Source organism: Carnobacterium inhibens subsp. inhibens DSM 13024 (assembly GCF_000746825.1).
Classification (GTDB): Bacteria; Bacillota; Bacilli; order Lactobacillales; family Carnobacteriaceae; genus Carnobacterium_B; species Carnobacterium_B inhibens.
Genome location: NZ_JQIV01000006.1, coordinates 2,153,452 through 2,169,786 on the forward strand (window position 1 = coordinate 2,153,452; position 16,335 = coordinate 2,169,786).

The window sequence follows — 16,335 nt, forward strand, 5'->3', positions numbered from 1 at the left end:
GTATCAGAAATGGAAGTGAGAGTCACATTATTCCTTTTTTGGGGTTTTAGAGTTTTTATTTTCACATAAAGAGGATTTCCAAAAACACTTGCTTTTGGAAAAGTAATTATTTCTCTTATGAAAATTTAAAATTCGTTTTGTCCCAAATCTATTGTTCAATAAAAAGAGACAATAGTGTCCGCAAGTGAAAAAAATAATAAGTTAACTAAGTTAGAATAGGATTTAGAATTCTTATGAATTCAGCTTGTTTAAATGGATTTTTTTGAATGAACCAATAGAAAAGTATCCAAATAGTAATTCTTATTCTATTTATTTGTGAATGTTTTAACATTTCTGTTTACTTTAACAAAATTCAATCATATAATTAGAAATAAAGATGCTTATCAATTTAAAAGTTAGAATTGTTTTATCTAATTATCTGGTTTTAGACAATAATTAAAAGATCAAAAGTATAGAAATAAACGGATAGTGAATAAAAAATAAACCGTATTTGGAGATGAAAAAATGACTATACTAAAAACAATGAAATACTTAGGTCTTATTACAGCTTCAACTTTGTTGCTAGGGGCGTGTGGAGAAAAAAATGCTGCTGAAGAACAGACAGCTGCGAATGAACAGTCAATGGAACAGACAGAAAAAACAACTTTTCCATTAACGTTGGATAATTACACTGCATCGTCAGAAGGCGCGGTATTTTCAGAAAAAGAAATCACTTACGAATTTAGTCCAAAATCGATTGTGGCCAATAATCAGGGAACAGCGGAGTTGCTGATCCAACTTGGATTAGCTGAAGACATTGTAGGCGTAGCTGCCTTATACGGTGAAGGGGATGAAGCGGTGACTGAAGATTTCTCTAGCATTCCTGTTTTGTCAGAAGGATACGTAGGAAAAGAATTAGTTGTAGGTACTGATCCGGATATCGTTGTGGGGCGTGGGCAACTGTTTGCCAATGCCGAATGGGGAACAGGAACAGTTGAAGAATTAAATGACGTGGGTATTCAGACGTATATTCAAGCGACATCAACGACCGGCGCAACTTTTGATGATCTCTATACAGATATTGATCATTTAGGAAAATTATTTACGGTTGAAGAGAAGGCACAACAATTTTCAACGGATGTGCAAGGGCGAATGGATGCGATCGTCGCAGCCATTCCTGATAAACAGGAAACACTTGATTATGCTTATATTTTTGGAGCAGAAGGTACTAACGTAGATATTTACAGTGGTGCAGCAGACACTTATTTAAACGATGCATTAAGCTATATGAGCTTAGAAAATACATTTGCAGATACAACGGGAGAAATCAGTGTGGAGGCCTTATTGGAAGCTGATCCAGATGTATTATTGCTGGTTAACTATACGGGTGGACGTGATCCAAAAGAGAGCTTAGCTGATTTGAAAGCAAATGACGCACTTTCAAGCCTGACAGCGATCAAGGAAGACCGTATCTATACGATCGATTACAATCAGTTCTGGAGTTATGGGTACCAAATTTTAACCGGTATGGAACAACTCAGCGCTGAAATGCAGTCAAAAAATTAATTTATAGTAGGAGGGAGTAAGCTGATGAACCACATCGATAAACAACGAAAGTTATTTTATATGTGTTTACTCCTTCTTATTGTATTGATTATTTTTTCGGTTGGAATCGGTGTCGCGATCGGACAAGTTGCAGTGCCTTTAAAAGAATCTTTTCAGATACTGCTTAAAAATTTGTCAGGTGGAAGGATTGATAACTTACCGGGAGGTTCTTCTGACTCTTTCGAAAATATCATCTGGCAGATTCGTTTTCCGAGAGTACTCTTAGCTATGCTCACAGGTATGGGACTATCCTTAGCAGGTGCGGTCATGCAGACAACGGTCCAGAATCCACTCGCAGATCCTTATATCTTAGGCATTTCGTCTGGAGCCTCTCTAGGTGCAACATTTGCTATCATGATCGGCTTTGGTGGAACCAGTATCTTGGCTCAGTTTGGTTTGTCTTTTTGGGCATTTATAGGTGCTGTGACAGCGGCTCTGCTAGTCTTACTGTTGTCGAATGCTACTGGACAAATGAATTCGATCAAATTGATTTTATCCGGGATGGTATTAAATGCCCTTTTTACAGCCTTTTCCAATTTCATCATTTATATCGCTAATGATGCGGAAGGGATTCGTTCAGTTACTTTTTGGATGATGGGAAGTTTAGTCGGAGCAAGTTGGTCCAAGCTACCTTTGATAGCCAACGTTGTCATGGTTTGTTTGCTCTTTTTCTTAACGCAAATACGGACGTTGAATCTTATGTTGTTAGGCGATGAATCAGCTATTACGCTTGGGGTAAATTTGAAATTTTACCGTAAATTGTATCTTGTTATTACGTCGGTTCTAACTGGGATCATTGTGGCAAATACTGGAATGATTGGATTTGTAGGGTTGATCATCCCACATATTGTTCGTGGGATAGTCGGGTCAAATCATCGGTACTTTTTACCGTTATCAGTTTTTTCGGGATCTTTGTTTATGGTATGGTGCGATATTTTGTCTCGTATCATCCTGCCAACTGTTGAATTGCCTATTGGTATTTTGACCTCTTTAATTGGTGCACCACTGTTCATTTATATTTTTGTGAAAAAAGGCTATGAGTTTGGAGGGTAAGTATGAATTTAACGATTGATAACGTATCGGTATCTATTGCCTCTCAGAAGATTATAGAAGATATTTCCTTGCACGTTAGTAAAAACCAATTTGTAGGTGTGATCGGACCGAATGGCTGTGGGAAATCGACTTTATTGAAAAGTGTTTCTAAACTACTTGAACCCAGTAAGGGAGTCATTACTCTGGGTGATGAAAATGTTCAAGATCTTTCAAATAAACAGCTCGCACAAAAATTAGGTGTTGTGGGGCAGTTTCACGAAATCAATTTTGATTTTTCCATCCGTGACATGTTATTACTCGGACGCTCACCATATAAAGGTTTGATGGAGAGAGACAATGCTTTAGATTATGAAATTGTTAATCAGGTTCTTCTTCAACTGGACTTGGAAAAAATCGCGGATAGGAGTTTCTTATCATTGTCAGGTGGAGAAAAACAGCGGGTCATATTAGGTAGAACGTTGGTCCAACAGCCTAAATTTTTAGTTTTAGATGAGCCTACTAATCATTTGGATATCAGACATCAATTGAGTATTTTAAGAACAGTCGGTTCCTTACCTATTGGTGTATTAGCAGCTTTACATGATTTGAATTTAGCTGTACGCTTTACAGATTACTTGTATGCGATGAAAGATGGACGGATCATTAAAGAAGGAAGACCAGAAGAAGTTTTAACAGAAGCGGTCATTAAAGAATTGTATGAAGTGGATTGTCACACCTATGTTAACCCTATTTCAGGTAAACAAACCATTGAATTTCTATGAAAATAAAAAAAATATATTGACATTTTATACCCTCCTAATAAGCAACAAAGTTTGAATGGATTGATATTTAGTTGAAAAAGTATTTAATTATTAAATGTAAATACTATAGATGACTATATCCTGTTACAAATTTGTTTTTAAAGGGAGATTTTTTTCATGGATCATTTATTAGGAAAAGTAGTAATCATTACCGGTGCAGCACAAGGTATGGTGAACTTGCCTACCATATAGCATCTTAGTAGTTAATCCATACGGTAGTCATTGTAAGCTTGCCTACATGTAGCATCTTAGTAGTTAATCCATATGGTAGGTATTGTGAGTTTGCCTACCGTATGCATCTTAGTAGTTGATCCATACGGTAGACATTGTGAGTTTGCCTACCATATAGCATCTTAGTAGTTGATCCATATGGTAGTCATTGTAAGTTTGCGTACCGTATAGCATCTTAGTAGTTAATCCATATGGTAGTCATTGTGAGTTTGCCTACTGTATGCATCTTAGTAGTTGATCCATACGGTAGGTATTGTAAGCTTGCCTACTGTATGCATCTTAATAGTTGATTCATACGGTAGTCATTGTAAGTTTCCCTACCGTAAACATTTTATTAGTTAACTCATATGGCGCTCAAAATGTTTTTACCTGTAAATTACACTAAACTATTACATATATGGTAGTTTGGATAGGCTGTATTCTACATTGAAGCAGCCCTTATAAATCAAAAAGGTCAATAATCGCATCGTCTTCAATAATACGACTAGATGTTGCAGTATGCGCATTTTCTAATAATGTCGTCATTTTTTCTTCAACGGATTTTTTGATTAAAGCCGTTGTATCAATTCCCCGCAATTCGAATAGAAGCAATGGGTCCAAATCCAATTTAGCTCCTACAGCGTAAAGGACTGCAGAAATATGTTTGCACATATGTGCCCAATCCGGACAATCGCAAGAGAGGTTGATTTCGTTTAGATTAGGAAACAAGCCGTTCTCGTTGGTCAAAAAAGTTTCAGCGAGTGTTTTAGGGAATTGGCCATTTGCCAGTGCTTCTAAACTTTCAATGTGTCCGCCGATTTGGTGAACGAATCGTTGATCCGTAATCGGATCGATGGCAATGTCGACTTGATATAATTTTGAGCTGCTGCCGCAGACAACTCCTTGAATGATTCCTTTTTCAATCGTTAAATCAAAGACAAAACCATTTTTGATGTACGAACGTCCGCGGTTGATGCGGTTATCATAATCCGCATAGTGTTTTAGATGATCGCACCACGCTTTTCCCCAAAAAGAATTGGCGATTTTAGTACCTGTAAGCAAAATAGGCTGAGCGTCAGGATGCTTTCTTTGATAGGTCGTCAGTTTACGTTCAGCTTTTTCCTTTTTTTCGGCCATACTTTCATACTCATAAAAACCATATCGGCTCATTTGTCATTCACCTCCAAAGTAAAGAGATTCCTTAAGTCATCGTTACTCATTTCTGTCAGCCAATTCTCGCCGCTTGTTTCAGTAATCAAATCATTAGAAAGTTGTGTTTTTTCTGTTAATAGTTCGTCGATTTTTTCCTCAATCGTTCCACTAGTCACAAATTTATACACAAAGACATTTTTTTCTTGCCCAATTCGAAATGCTCGATCGGTTGCTTGGTTTTCAACGGCTGGATTCCACCATCGGTCAAAGTGGATGACATGGTTTGCAGCCGTTAAGTTCAGACCGACACCGCCAGCTTTAATAGAGAGTACCATATAAGGTGTGTACGTATCAGGATCGTTGAATTGATCAACCAGCTCACCGCGTTTTTTTACGGGAACTCCGCCGTGCAAGACCAACCCCGATTGGCCAAAAACTTCTGCTAAAAATACATTGAGCGGTTCGCACATTTCCTTAAATTGTGTGAAAATCAAGACTTGTTCGTGCTTGTCACGAATCGTTTCGCAAATGCTCTGTAAGGCTTCAAATTTCCCACTGAGTTTTGGTTTGAATTCTTGATTGCCTAAATACTGGTCTGGGTGATTGCAAATTTGTTTGAATTTAGAAATAGCCGCTAATACTAAACCTTTTCGTTGAATTCCTTCAGTTTCTGCCATCGATTTTTCGATATCTCGCTGAAGTCCTTTATACAAGGCAATCTGTTTTTTGGAAAGCGAAACGTATTCTTTCTGTTCATTTTTTTCCGGCAAATCGGAAATAATGCGTCGATCAGTTTTCAGCCGTCTAAGAATAAATGGCGAGATCATTTGGCGTAACGCTCCATAGTCGGTGCCTTTTTTGATTTGTTTTGCGAATTCTGCTTTTGATCCTAACAATCCGCTATTTAAAAAGTCAAACACACTCCATAAATCTGAAAGTCGATTTTCAATTGGCGTTCCGGTCATCGCGATTTTTGCGTTGGCTTGCAGGGCTTTGATACTTTTAGTCTGCTTAGTTCCCGGGTTTTTAATGGCTTGGGCTTCATCTAAAATTAGAAGATCAAACTGTTCTTCTTTGAGTGCTTCCATTCTAGCAACCATGCCATACGTCGTGATAAACAAGTCAGCTTCTACATCTTGAACGAAGGTATTCTTTCCGTGCAAAATTTGTATCTGTAAATGGGGTGCAAAGCGGGCAGCTTCTTTCTTCCAATTTTCCAGTAAAGAAGCCGGGATAACTAAAAGAGCCCGTTTGTTTTCTTGACGCAGAGAATCTAGCAGAGCCAAGATTTGAACCGTTTTTCCTAAGCCCATATCATCTGCTAATAAGGCGCCAAAAGTCTGTTCTTGCATAAAGTTTAACCAGTTGTATCCTACTAGCTGATACGGCCGCAAACTTGCTTGAAAAGATTTTGCAGGTTGTTCTTGTTTGATTTGAGTAGGAGTGATCATTTGCTGGAAAACGGTTTGCAGCCATTGGCCATTCGTTGTTTCAATCAGAGAGTCGTTTTCTTCAGCGTCAGAAAGTTGTTGCTGCCGCAAAGCATCAAACAAGGTCCATTCGCTGTTTTCTTTCGTATCATAAGTTGTTAACAGCTGCTGCAGTTTTTCGTGGTTGATTTCAACCCATTTGCCTTTCAAGAAAGCCAATCCTTCATTTTGATGCAATAAGTCTTCAATTTCTGCTTTTGAGTATCGTTCTTCACCTAGATAGATTTCAGGTTTGCCCTCTAACAGAGCCTCTATTCCAATACTGCTCGGTTTTGTATCTCCAATGGTCACTTTAATGGTTGTTTTGCGCTCTTTTTTCCAAAAATCAGGAATGCGGCAAATGACTCCTTGTTCTTCATAAAGCGGCGTTTCTTTCAAAAATTGATAAGCTTCGTTTTCGTTGAATCTCAGTGGCGAAAATAATTCTCCGGATTCGACCAATTGAGAGATGAAAACAGACTCATTAGCTACCCGTCCAACAGCAGATAGTAAAGAAAGCATCTCGGAAGAATCATTGAATTCTGCAAGTGCATTTTTTAGCGGCATGTGACTGACTTTGTCTTGGTATTTAGTAGCATAAGTAGCTAGAAAAGCGAAAGGAAAGCCTTCTTGTTTGCTTTCGACCAAGTGAAAGTAAACTCTGCCCGCAACAATTAAGGACCTGTTTTTTGATTGAATATATTCAGAAACACTGCTTTGAAGATGACTCAGCTCTTCACTAAAAATCGCTGCTAATTCCTGATGAACGTCTTTCAACCATTGAACAGTAATAAATTCATAGCCTGTAACAAAAGGAGCCTTGTTCATAAGCTGTTGATAAACCGTTTCTGAAGGGAAACGAAAGGTACGAGTCACTTCAATTTCTCCGTCATTTTTTAACGCAGATACAAACTCTTGCGCTACATTGATTAAATAAGCAATCGAGACATCCGTTTCTACTGATTCTGTAGAAAAACTTTGCTCATAAAGAGTCTGAAAAGGTGCATCTTTCAATGCATATTCATAGTCTACTTCCGGGTTTTCAATATAAAATCCTTTTTCTGAAAAAATTGCTTGTGCCATGTATTTTTAGCCCTTTCTTTTGAATTATCCGATTGAGAAATTAGAAAAGTACCAATCGGAATAAAGATTTCTTTTAGAGTATTATACGATTTTTAATATCAAACTGAAAGCAAGAGAGAAATTTTTAGTTTTCAAAACCTAATAGTAAATACATTGTATTTACTATTAGGTTTTGGTAAAATATGGGTGAACTAATAAAGGAGATGAGCATAATGAAGACTAGAAAACAAGGAAATGCCATTGTATTAACAGTCCCTACGAAGTTCAATCTTCAACCAGATCAAGAATATGTAGCCGTAAAAGGTGAATTAGGAAGTATTACTTATGTACCTAAAGTAAATAATATTTTTGAAAAAGCTCTAGAAAATAACGAAACTTTAAGATTTGAGGATGAATTTAACGAGGATAAAAAATTAATTGGAAGAGAAGAAGTGTAATATGATTTACTCGATTAATGATTATACACCAAAACAAGGGGATATCGTTTGGATAAATTTTAATCCTAGTGCTGGAAGAGAAATTCAAAAGAAAAGGCCGGCTTTAGTTCTTAGCTCAGATGCTTACAATGCCACAACTGGGTTTATACAAGTGTGTCCAATTACGTCCACCAATAAAAGTAGACCAGGGTTTATTCCTTTATCGAAGGATCATACCATCCATGGAACAATCAATGCGATGCAAATAAAAGGGTTCGATTTTATGGCAAAAGAAAGAGCCGTGACCTTTGTCGAAAAAGCTACGACTGCCGAATTAGGGATTGTTGCCCAAGTAGCTACCGATATTTTTTCCTTTGATAAGTTGTTAGGAGAATAAGAACCTTAAAAGTAATTTATCCGCTACGAATCTTAAAATTTTGTCTAACAGTAAAAACCGTCAGAGCAAATCTCTGACGGTTTTTATCCTATGGCTATATTGCTATCCAACTGGGCTCCAAGGTATTTCCGTCTGGATCTTGTACTTCAAGTCCAAACATTTGGTCTTCAGACATTCCCATGTCTACGTTATGGAAATCACCGCCATTGGCTTTGGCTGTTTCAGCAAATTTTTTGACTGCATTAGCACTTTCTAGACTAAATGCAATTAAAGAACTGCTAGTAGTTTGAGTATTTGCAATTGTTTTATCTTTAAGAAAACGGCTATAAAATTTGTGATTCAGCAGCATAATCCAAAAGTGATCATCCCAAACCATTGCGACAGCTTCATCGTTTGAGAATTCGTTATTTTTAGTAAAACCTAATTTTTCATAGAATGCAGCAGAGCGATTGACATCAGATACAGGGAAATTTACAAAAACCATTGTTGGCATAAAAATCCTCCATTCTCTTCATAGACTGATTTTATTACAAGTAAAGCATCTCACGAGGAAACTTTTTTGTCAAAAATAGGAGATTAAATTGCGCTAGTCATTCTAAGATGTCTGCCCAGTCTACATGAGTAAGGAATAAAGGCTAAAACCGATAAATTGGTGAGAGGCTCTGAGCTTTATCCCGTTAAAAAAAGAAGCTCTTCTATTATACTTAGGTAGAGAAGGTAGTAGGAGGTAACTAAGATGAAAAAAATGATTAAGGGAACGAATCATGCGTCTATTGCAGTGGAAGATGTAGGAGATGGGCAGCCAATTGTTTTCTTGCATGGATGGCCGTTTGATCATCAGATGTTTGAATACCAATACAATTACTTTTTGCCTAGAGGGTATCGCATGATTGGAATCGACTTTCGTGGGTTTGGTGAGTCAGATTTAGTGATTGAAGATTACGGCTACAATACACTTGCGGACGATGCTAAGAGCGTTTTAGAAGACTTACACATTGAAGAGGCTATTTTAGTGGGGTTTTCAATGGGCGGAGCGGTTGCCACGAGGTACATGGCTCGCCATAAGGGATTTGGAATTAAAAAGCTGATCTTAATCAGTGCAGCAGTTCCGCAATTTGCTAAGAAACCTGCTTACTCCATTGGGATTAAAAAGTCAGAAATCACAGCCATGGTTGAACAAATTCAAGTTGATCGTCCTAAACTAATCCAAGACTTTATTAAAAAGCTGTTTCATGAGAAAACCTTAGTCTCCTATAAAGGTTGGCTGACAAATTTGGCATTTGGGGCTTCTTCTTATGGAATGATTCTTTCAGCTCTGGCTATGCGAGATGAGAATGTACGAGAAGACCTTGAAAAAATTACGGTATCGACCTTAATTTGTCATGGCAAAAAAGACACTGTTTGTTCGTATGAAGTGGTGGAAGAAATGACTCAATTGATTTCTAAAACTATTGTCGTGCACTTTAGAAAGAGCGGCCATGCGATTTTTCATGATGAGACAGAAAAATTGAATCGGACGATGTTGATGTTTATTCAAAATAAGAACTAACGAAAAGAGCTAGAAACAAAAACTGTTTCTAGCTCTTTTGTCCAGTATTCACTTTTTACATAATTCTAACAGACTTATGCTGATTGGAATTGGCTTTGATAAAGATCAGCATAAAAGCCGTCTTTTTCTAACAATTCATGGTGGCTTCCAGTTTCAATAATATTTCCCTTATCCATAACTAAAATGAGATCTGCATTTTTAATCGTCGACAATCGATGAGCAATCACAAAGCTGGTTCTGTCCAACATGAGATGATCGATCGCTTGTTGGATTTTAATTTCTGTTTTAGTATCGATACTTGAAGTGGCTTCATCTAAGATCATGACTTTCGGATCTGATAATATGGTCAGAGCAATGGTTAACAATTGTTGTTGTCCTTGAGAAATTATATTATTTTCACTCGAAATAATCGTGTCATAACCTTCTGGTAACGTTTGGATAAACGAGTCACACTGCGCTTTTTTAGCTGCGGCAATAACTTCTTCTCGAGTAGCGTCTTTTTTTCCGTAGCTAATATTTTCTGCAATGGTTCCTTCAAACAACCACGTATCTTGCAACACCATACCAAACTGTTTTCTTAGATCATGTCTGGTTAGGGTGTTCGTGTCGATCCCGTCAAATAAAATAGACCCACTATTAATTTCATAGAACCGCATCAATAAGTTTACAAGTGTTGTTTTCCCAGCACCCGTAGGACCTACGATAGCAATTGTCTTTTTGGGTTCTGCAATAAAATTAACGCCTTTCATAATCAATTGGTTTTTGTTGTAGCCAAAACTGACATGCGAAAATTCGATTTGACCATGTGGATTATCGATCACGTTAGCCTTTTTGATATCAGGAACTTCATTTTCTGCATCTAAAACTTCATAAATCCGTTCAATGGCTGCTAAACAACCTTGAAGCATGTTCACGACGTAAGAGGCTTCTGTAATGGGATCTGAAATTTGATTGACATATTGTAGAAAAGCTTGAAGCAATCCGATTGTTATCGTTCCTTGGATGGCTAAAGTAGCGCCCATTAAGGCACTGCTGATATACGCCAATTGAGTAATGCTTCTCATGATAGGGTAGATTGCAAAGTTAACAAATTGGGCCTTTTTATGTGCTTTATATTGTTCGTCGATTAATTGATCGGCTTTTTGAATGACTTCTTCTTGTTTATTAAAAGCTTTAATAATCGTGTTTCCGGAATAATATTCCTCCGTAGCGCCACTTAATTTTCCTAAGGTATACATATTGTCGCCAAATAACGTTTGATTCTTTTTAGAAATGACTTTCGTGACGATAATATTGACCAGGATCATACAAATAATAATCAAGGATAAGCGGCCGCTAACATAAATCATTAGACTCAACCCAACAATGACAATGATGATTGAACTAATAAACTGATTAAAACTCATGATAATAAAGTTCGCTACTTTATCTGCATCGGCTGTCGTTCGACTTAATAGATCGCCTACTTGTGTTTGATCGTAAAAATTTAAAGGCAATTTATTTAGTTTAGCTGTTATTTTCTTTCGTAAGGTTAGACTGGCCTCTTCGCTGACAGAGGCGATTAAATATTCCTGGAAGTAATTACAAATAAATATGATTCCAGCAATGATTAATAAGATTAAAAGTGGTCCCGTGATTGCAGCTCGAATACTTTCCATCATTGAAGTACCCGGTAATTTTACAGCTTCAATTAGTCCATCAATAGCTTGAGCTGTAACTAAAGGAATCGAAACATAGGCTAATGTGCCAATGATGTTTGAAAGAATAGCTGGAATGGTTTTCTTTTTTTGAAGCATTAGCAGTTCGAAAAAATAATGAACGGCTTTTTTTAGATTTTTTGGTTTTTCTGAGTCTAGTTCTTCTAAAAGCACTTGTTCTTTTTTAGACATTTTCTTTCACCTCGCTTTTAGACAGCATATTTTGAGATTTAGCTAATTCTTGATAAACAGGATTTTTTTCAATTAATTCTGAATGGGTTCCTTTACCCACAATTTTCCCTTCGTTTAAGACGATGATTTGATCAGCATCAATGATCGTGCTGATTCTTTGGGCAATGATTAACGTTACCGCGTCTTTCAATTCTGGTTTTAAAGCGGCTCTTAGTTTCGCATCTGTTTTATAATCCAGTGCTGAAAAACTATCGTCAAATACATAAATCTGAGATTTCTTTATCAGTGCACGTGCGATTGCCAAACGTTGTTTTTGTCCTCCAGAAAAATTGGTTCCCCCTTGAGCTACCAAGGCATTAAATTGCTGATCCTGTTCTTCTATAAACGGTAAGGCCTGAGCAACCTGAGCTGCATGTCTCAATTCATTAACCGTAGCTTCTTTATTCCCATCTAAAATATTATCCTGGATGGTTCCACTAAATAAAAATGCTCTTTGTGGGACGTAGCTGATCAATGAACGAAGGTCCTTTTGAGAAAGTTTGCTGATATCTGTACCGTGTATCAAAATGCGACCCTTTTGAATGTCATTGAACCGTAAAAGGATTTTAGCAATCGTACTTTTACCGGATCCCGTTCCACCAACGATAGCCAATACTTCACCTGTGTTGATTGAAAAATCCATGTCTTCTAGGACTGATTTGTCAGCACCTTGGTACTGAAACGTTACATTTTCAAATGACAAAGCAGGCTGCACAGTAACATCTACTTTTTCGTTTAACTGACTATCATCTTCCACTTCTGGCTGAAGTGTCAGTACTTCTTGAATTCTATTTAATGATGCGATTGCTCTAGGTATGTTAAACATAATCAAAGCGGTCATGATAAATGAAGACATTGTGATGACTGAGTACCCGATAACGGCAGTAATGGAACCTACTTGAATGGTGTTGTCTGCAACTAAGGAACTCCCCACCCAAATAATAGGGATCATCGTAAGGGCGTTCAGGCTAAAAGCAACAGGTGTTAGAAAGGCAAAGTACTTATTGATCCGAATCATGTTAGCAGCAAAATCATTAAAACTACCATCAACTTTATTTTTTTCATATTCAGCGTTATCAAATGCACGAATAATTTTTACGCCTTTAAAAAATTGTCTAACAAGCATTGTCATTTTATCCATCTTTTTCTGAATGTTATTGATCAAGCGAGTGGATTTAAACATTACGGCAGTAATCACACCGATAAAAATAAGGATGGATATAAGTGGAATGACCGTCATCATAGGGGAAATCCGATAAGCCAATACAATAGAAATGACTGCCATAAATGGACTCGGTAAAACCATTTGAAAGAGAGATAAAGTTACTTCTTGAATATTGACAACATCACTAGACGTTCTCGTGACTAAAGAGGCCACACCAATTTTATTAGTGTCATTTAGTGACAAATCTTGTATTTTTCTAAATAACTTTTTACGGGTTTCTTTTCCAAAACGTGAAGCAATTTCAGAAGTGTAGTAACTTCCAAGCACCCCAACAAGAGCACCTACAAGAATAGTAAGCAACATCTGAATTCCAATAGAAGAAACGACGTTGGTATTTTTTTCTAAAATACCTTTATCAATGAGTTGAGCAATTAGATAAGGGATGAATAGAGTTGCTACGGATTGAAGTAAAATTAAGCTACTTGTAGCAAGGACAAGCAGTTTGTTTTTCTTTAAAAATGTAAAAAATAAATGCATATTGTTCATGTCCCCTTTTAGTTATGCGTATAAACTTACTTCAGATAGCATAAGAGCGGGCTCGATGCTTTGAAATAAGCGAATAATAGCAGTATAATCTGTATAGCAACTATACAGTCAAGTTTTATTTTCAGAAACTGTGGATGGGAAGAGAGGAATCATATGGAAAAGGAATATCTAACCATTAGTCAGTTTTCAGCTTTATCTGGAATCAGTCGAAAGACCCTGATTTATTATGACAAAATTTATTTGTTCTCACCTAAAATGGTTACAGATAAAGGGTACCGAATGTATGAAGAAAAACAATTAGATACTATTAGTGTCATTTATATTTTAAGAGAATTAGGGAAATCAATTAAAGAAATAAAAATCTATTTACAAGAACGAACTCCAGAAAAAATGCTGTCGTTGTTCCTAGAAGAACAAAAACAGATTGATAAAAAAATTAGTACGTTACAGCAATACAAAGATATGTTGGAAAAAAGAATAGAGTTAACAAAGTTGGCAGACGTAATAACTGTTGGAAAACTTACTTTTATCCAGAAAGAAAAGAAACCGATACTAATCGGTAAAAAAATAAATCAACAAAACAATGAAGCCCTCATTGATTTCTATTCACTTATTGACCAACAACAAATTGTCCAAGGTTTTCCAATAGGAGCGATTATTGGAAAAAATGAATTGGCCAAGGGCGAGTTTTCAAATTTTAGTTATTTCTATATCAATAGATCGACTGAAGATAAAAATCAGGTAAGTGTAAAACCTGGAGGATGTTATGCAGTTATGTATGAGTATTGTGATTATAATAAAACCGAAAAACTGTATCAAAAAATGTTGGATGGTCTAGCAGAAAAGGATTATGAGATTGATGGGGATGCCTATGAGGAATACATAATTGATGAAGTTGCAGAAAAAAATCCAGAAAAGTATTTGGTTAAGGTCATGATTAAAGTTAAAAACGAAAATGAAAAATGTCGTAAGGTTATATAATTATTCTCTTTCATAGCAAATAGTTATAGCATAGAGAATCTTAATAAATTAAATATTAAAAAGTATATTAGCAAAAGTGATTAAGTTACAACAGATATCCAAATGAATAATGAATTAAATCCATATGATTCTCAAATTGTTTTTGAGTACCATAAACATCATTTTATTTGTGCTATAGGGTACTCAAAGTGTACTTAAGCACCACAAGCATTATTTTATTTGTCCTATACGGTCCTAAAAGTATACTTAAGCACCATAAGCATCATTTCATTTGATCCATACGGCACTTAAAGTTTTTCGCAAGTACTATAAGCATCACATTATTAAATCTATATGATACTCATAGTATTCTTAGGAAAATAAATTAAAATCAAAAGTTATTAATACTGATAAAACTATAAAAAAAGATATTCACACCTTTAAAGAAAAGTGTGGATATCATTTTTTATAGTCGTTTTGTTAAACTTCTCCGACAAACATCCAAGTTTCACCGTTGTCTTTGGATTGATACAGACCTTTGCTACCGCCATTATAATCGCCGTCTTGTCCTTGATTTACTTGAATAAAAAGACTGTCGCTTTCTTTATAAGGCATTTCAGGAAAGTCAAAAGGAGCATACTTCTCTGTATCGGTTAAAGGAACTTCAATCATTGGTAGTTCGACTTCTTCAAAAGTGGCACCACCATCTGTTGTTCGATAGAGATCTGCATAACTGCCTCCACTGTGGGACAATCCAATAAAACCAAGGTTCTCATCCATAAAAGTTATCCCAGATGAAACCCCAAGTTGTCCTACAAATGGATCAGAATTAATAACGTCCCAAGTATTTCCACCATCTGTGGTTTTGTTCAAGGTATAGAAACGTGAGCCTAACGCAGCATCTACTACGAATAATTGATAACCAGTTTTTTCAGTCAAAAAGTACGTTTCATTGTCATTCATGTTTTGATCGGTTGGAACATCTCCAATTTGTGCAGGAGATACTGTTGGTGAATAGTCAACAAAACGTACCGGTGTAATCGTGTTGTTATTTGGGGTATAAACAGAAATCGTATAGCCAATAATTTCATTGAAGGCTGTTTCGATTGGAAAGGTATCTCCCTTTTCATCAAAATAAAGAATCCCTTCAGTATTGTATCCCCAACTGCGGGAACCAGCATAATAGATGCCAAGGGTTTCTTCATCCCAATATTTAACCGTTTCTTTTATTGGAAGATTTTCCATTGCATCTAACAGCGGTTGAAGTCTCATCGTTTTCTCAAAGGTTGGATTGACGTTTCCATTCAAAGTCACACTGAGATCATCACTTTTTGAACTGTCATAATCGATCAAAAAGCTTTCTGTCTCGCCATCATCGTTTAGGCCGTACAAAAAGCTATATAAAGTAGTAATGTCACCCTTTTTATTAAAGGTCAATTCAACTTGATTACTGACATACAATTCTTCTGGCAAATCATACTTCGTTTCAAGATCTTCAAATAAGCCATTTAAACCATCTTTGTAGATATTATTGTGAACAAATTGAACATCGCTAGATTTCAAATAGTCTTGGATCACAAATGCTAATCTTCCTTGGGAATTTGTGCCACTTTGATAAAGACTTATACCCGATGCAAGTGTGATCAAAAGGAATGAATTCACACTGAACAGAAAGAGGAATTTACTACGTCTTATAGAGCGGGGAGAAGTGGACTGATTTTTATTGGTTTTCCATATGTACCAATAAAGACCCCAGCCAACCCAAATAAACAGACTAAGAAAAATGATTAGGATAATGGGAGCTTTCTGAGCAACTCCGCCGTATTGAGCAAGTGAACATAAGTAATAACATCCTATAGCATAGATAGCTACGGTAATCGGATTAAAAATAAAAGCTCTCAATTTGTAATTTTTGTTCTTCAAGTAAATCTCATCCTCATTAGTATAAAATTTTCGGAAAGTTATAGGCATAGTTTAGCACTTTTTCAGGGTCTTATTCAATGAAGAATTGACTATAACTTTG

General features: G+C 36.3%; 13 protein-coding genes. 7 read left to right on the forward strand and 6 right to left on the reverse strand.

Annotated features, from left to right (window positions below):
* The first annotated feature begins 504 nt into the window (after positions 1 to 504).
* The 3 genes from BR65_RS11455 to BR65_RS11465 are packed head-to-tail and all read left to right on the forward strand — an operon-like array spanning position 505 to position 3,398.
* On the forward strand, positions 505 to 1,545 hold the full coding sequence (locus BR65_RS11455; RefSeq protein ID WP_034538276.1) for an ABC transporter substrate-binding protein: 1,041 nt from the start codon (positions 505 to 507) through the stop codon (positions 1,543 to 1,545).
* A gap of 24 nt (positions 1,546 to 1,569) precedes the next feature.
* Positions 1,570 to 2,637 carry a FecCD family ABC transporter permease gene (locus tag BR65_RS11460; protein WP_034538277.1) on the forward strand — a complete coding sequence of 356 codons (1,068 nt, stop codon included), beginning with the start codon at positions 1,570 to 1,572 and terminating at the stop codon, positions 2,635 to 2,637.
* A 2-nt stretch (positions 2,638 to 2,639) separates the two neighbouring features.
* Positions 2,640 to 3,398, forward strand: coding sequence for an ABC transporter ATP-binding protein (locus tag BR65_RS11465; RefSeq protein ID WP_034538278.1), 759 nt, complete (start codon positions 2,640 to 2,642; stop codon positions 3,396 to 3,398).
* A 708-nt stretch (positions 3,399 to 4,106) separates the two neighbouring features.
* Here BR65_RS11465 and BR65_RS11470 read toward each other — a convergent pair.
* Positions 4,107 to 4,817 (reverse strand): SWIM zinc finger family protein, encoded by a 711-nt coding sequence (locus BR65_RS11470; RefSeq protein ID WP_034538280.1) that lies wholly within the window; start codon positions 4,815 to 4,817, stop codon positions 4,107 to 4,109.
* On the reverse strand, positions 4,814 to 7,351 hold the full coding sequence (locus BR65_RS11475) for a DEAD/DEAH box helicase (RefSeq protein ID WP_023176944.1): 2,538 nt from the start codon (positions 7,349 to 7,351) through the stop codon (positions 4,814 to 4,816). Before BR65_RS11475 ends, BR65_RS11470 begins: the two co-directional genes overlap by 4 nt.
* A gap of 212 nt (positions 7,352 to 7,563) precedes the next feature.
* Between BR65_RS11475 and mazE the strand changes: the two genes are divergently transcribed.
* Positions 7,564 to 7,788: a type II toxin-antitoxin system PemI/MazE family antitoxin gene (gene mazE / locus BR65_RS11480; RefSeq protein WP_023176946.1), complete on the forward strand. Its 225-nt coding sequence runs from the start codon at positions 7,564 to 7,566 to the stop codon at positions 7,786 to 7,788.
* A gap of 1 nt (position 7,789) precedes the next feature.
* A complete protein-coding gene (locus BR65_RS11485) occupies positions 7,790 to 8,164 on the forward strand; it encodes a type II toxin-antitoxin system PemK/MazF family toxin (protein WP_023176947.1) in 375 nt (124 codons plus the stop codon).
* 94 nt (positions 8,165 to 8,258) lie between these two features.
* On the opposite strand, the gene BR65_RS11490 is transcribed toward BR65_RS11485, so the two are convergent.
* Positions 8,259 to 8,657 (reverse strand): VOC family protein, encoded by a 399-nt coding sequence (locus BR65_RS11490; RefSeq protein WP_034538281.1) that lies wholly within the window; start codon positions 8,655 to 8,657, stop codon positions 8,259 to 8,261.
* Positions 8,658 to 8,900: 243 nt separating this feature from the next.
* On the opposite strand from BR65_RS11490, the gene BR65_RS11495 reads away from it, so the two are divergent.
* A complete protein-coding gene (locus BR65_RS11495; RefSeq protein ID WP_034538283.1) occupies positions 8,901 to 9,713 on the forward strand; it encodes an alpha/beta fold hydrolase in 813 nt (270 codons plus the stop codon).
* Positions 9,714 to 9,787: 74 nt separating this feature from the next.
* On the opposite strand, the gene BR65_RS11500 is transcribed toward BR65_RS11495, so the two are convergent.
* Both BR65_RS11500 and BR65_RS11505 read right to left on the reverse strand, forming a co-directional pair.
* Positions 9,788 to 11,602: an ABC transporter ATP-binding protein gene (locus BR65_RS11500; protein ID WP_034538284.1), complete on the reverse strand. Its 1,815-nt coding sequence runs from the start codon at positions 11,600 to 11,602 to the stop codon at positions 9,788 to 9,790.
* Positions 11,595 to 13,343 (reverse strand): ABC transporter ATP-binding protein, encoded by a 1,749-nt coding sequence (locus tag BR65_RS11505; RefSeq protein WP_034538286.1) that lies wholly within the window; start codon positions 13,341 to 13,343, stop codon positions 11,595 to 11,597. Before BR65_RS11505 ends, BR65_RS11500 begins: the two co-directional genes overlap by 8 nt.
* A 162-nt stretch (positions 13,344 to 13,505) precedes the next feature.
* Between BR65_RS11505 and BR65_RS11510 the strand changes: the two genes are divergently transcribed.
* A complete protein-coding gene (locus tag BR65_RS11510; RefSeq protein WP_034538287.1) occupies positions 13,506 to 14,333 on the forward strand; it encodes a MerR family transcriptional regulator in 828 nt (275 codons plus the stop codon).
* A gap of 459 nt (positions 14,334 to 14,792) precedes the next feature.
* On the opposite strand, the gene BR65_RS11515 is transcribed toward BR65_RS11510, so the two are convergent.
* Positions 14,793 to 16,235: a WD40/YVTN/BNR-like repeat-containing protein gene (locus BR65_RS11515; RefSeq protein WP_244877169.1), complete on the reverse strand. Its 1,443-nt coding sequence runs from the start codon at positions 16,233 to 16,235 to the stop codon at positions 14,793 to 14,795.
* Positions 16,236 to 16,335: the final 100 nt, after the last annotated feature.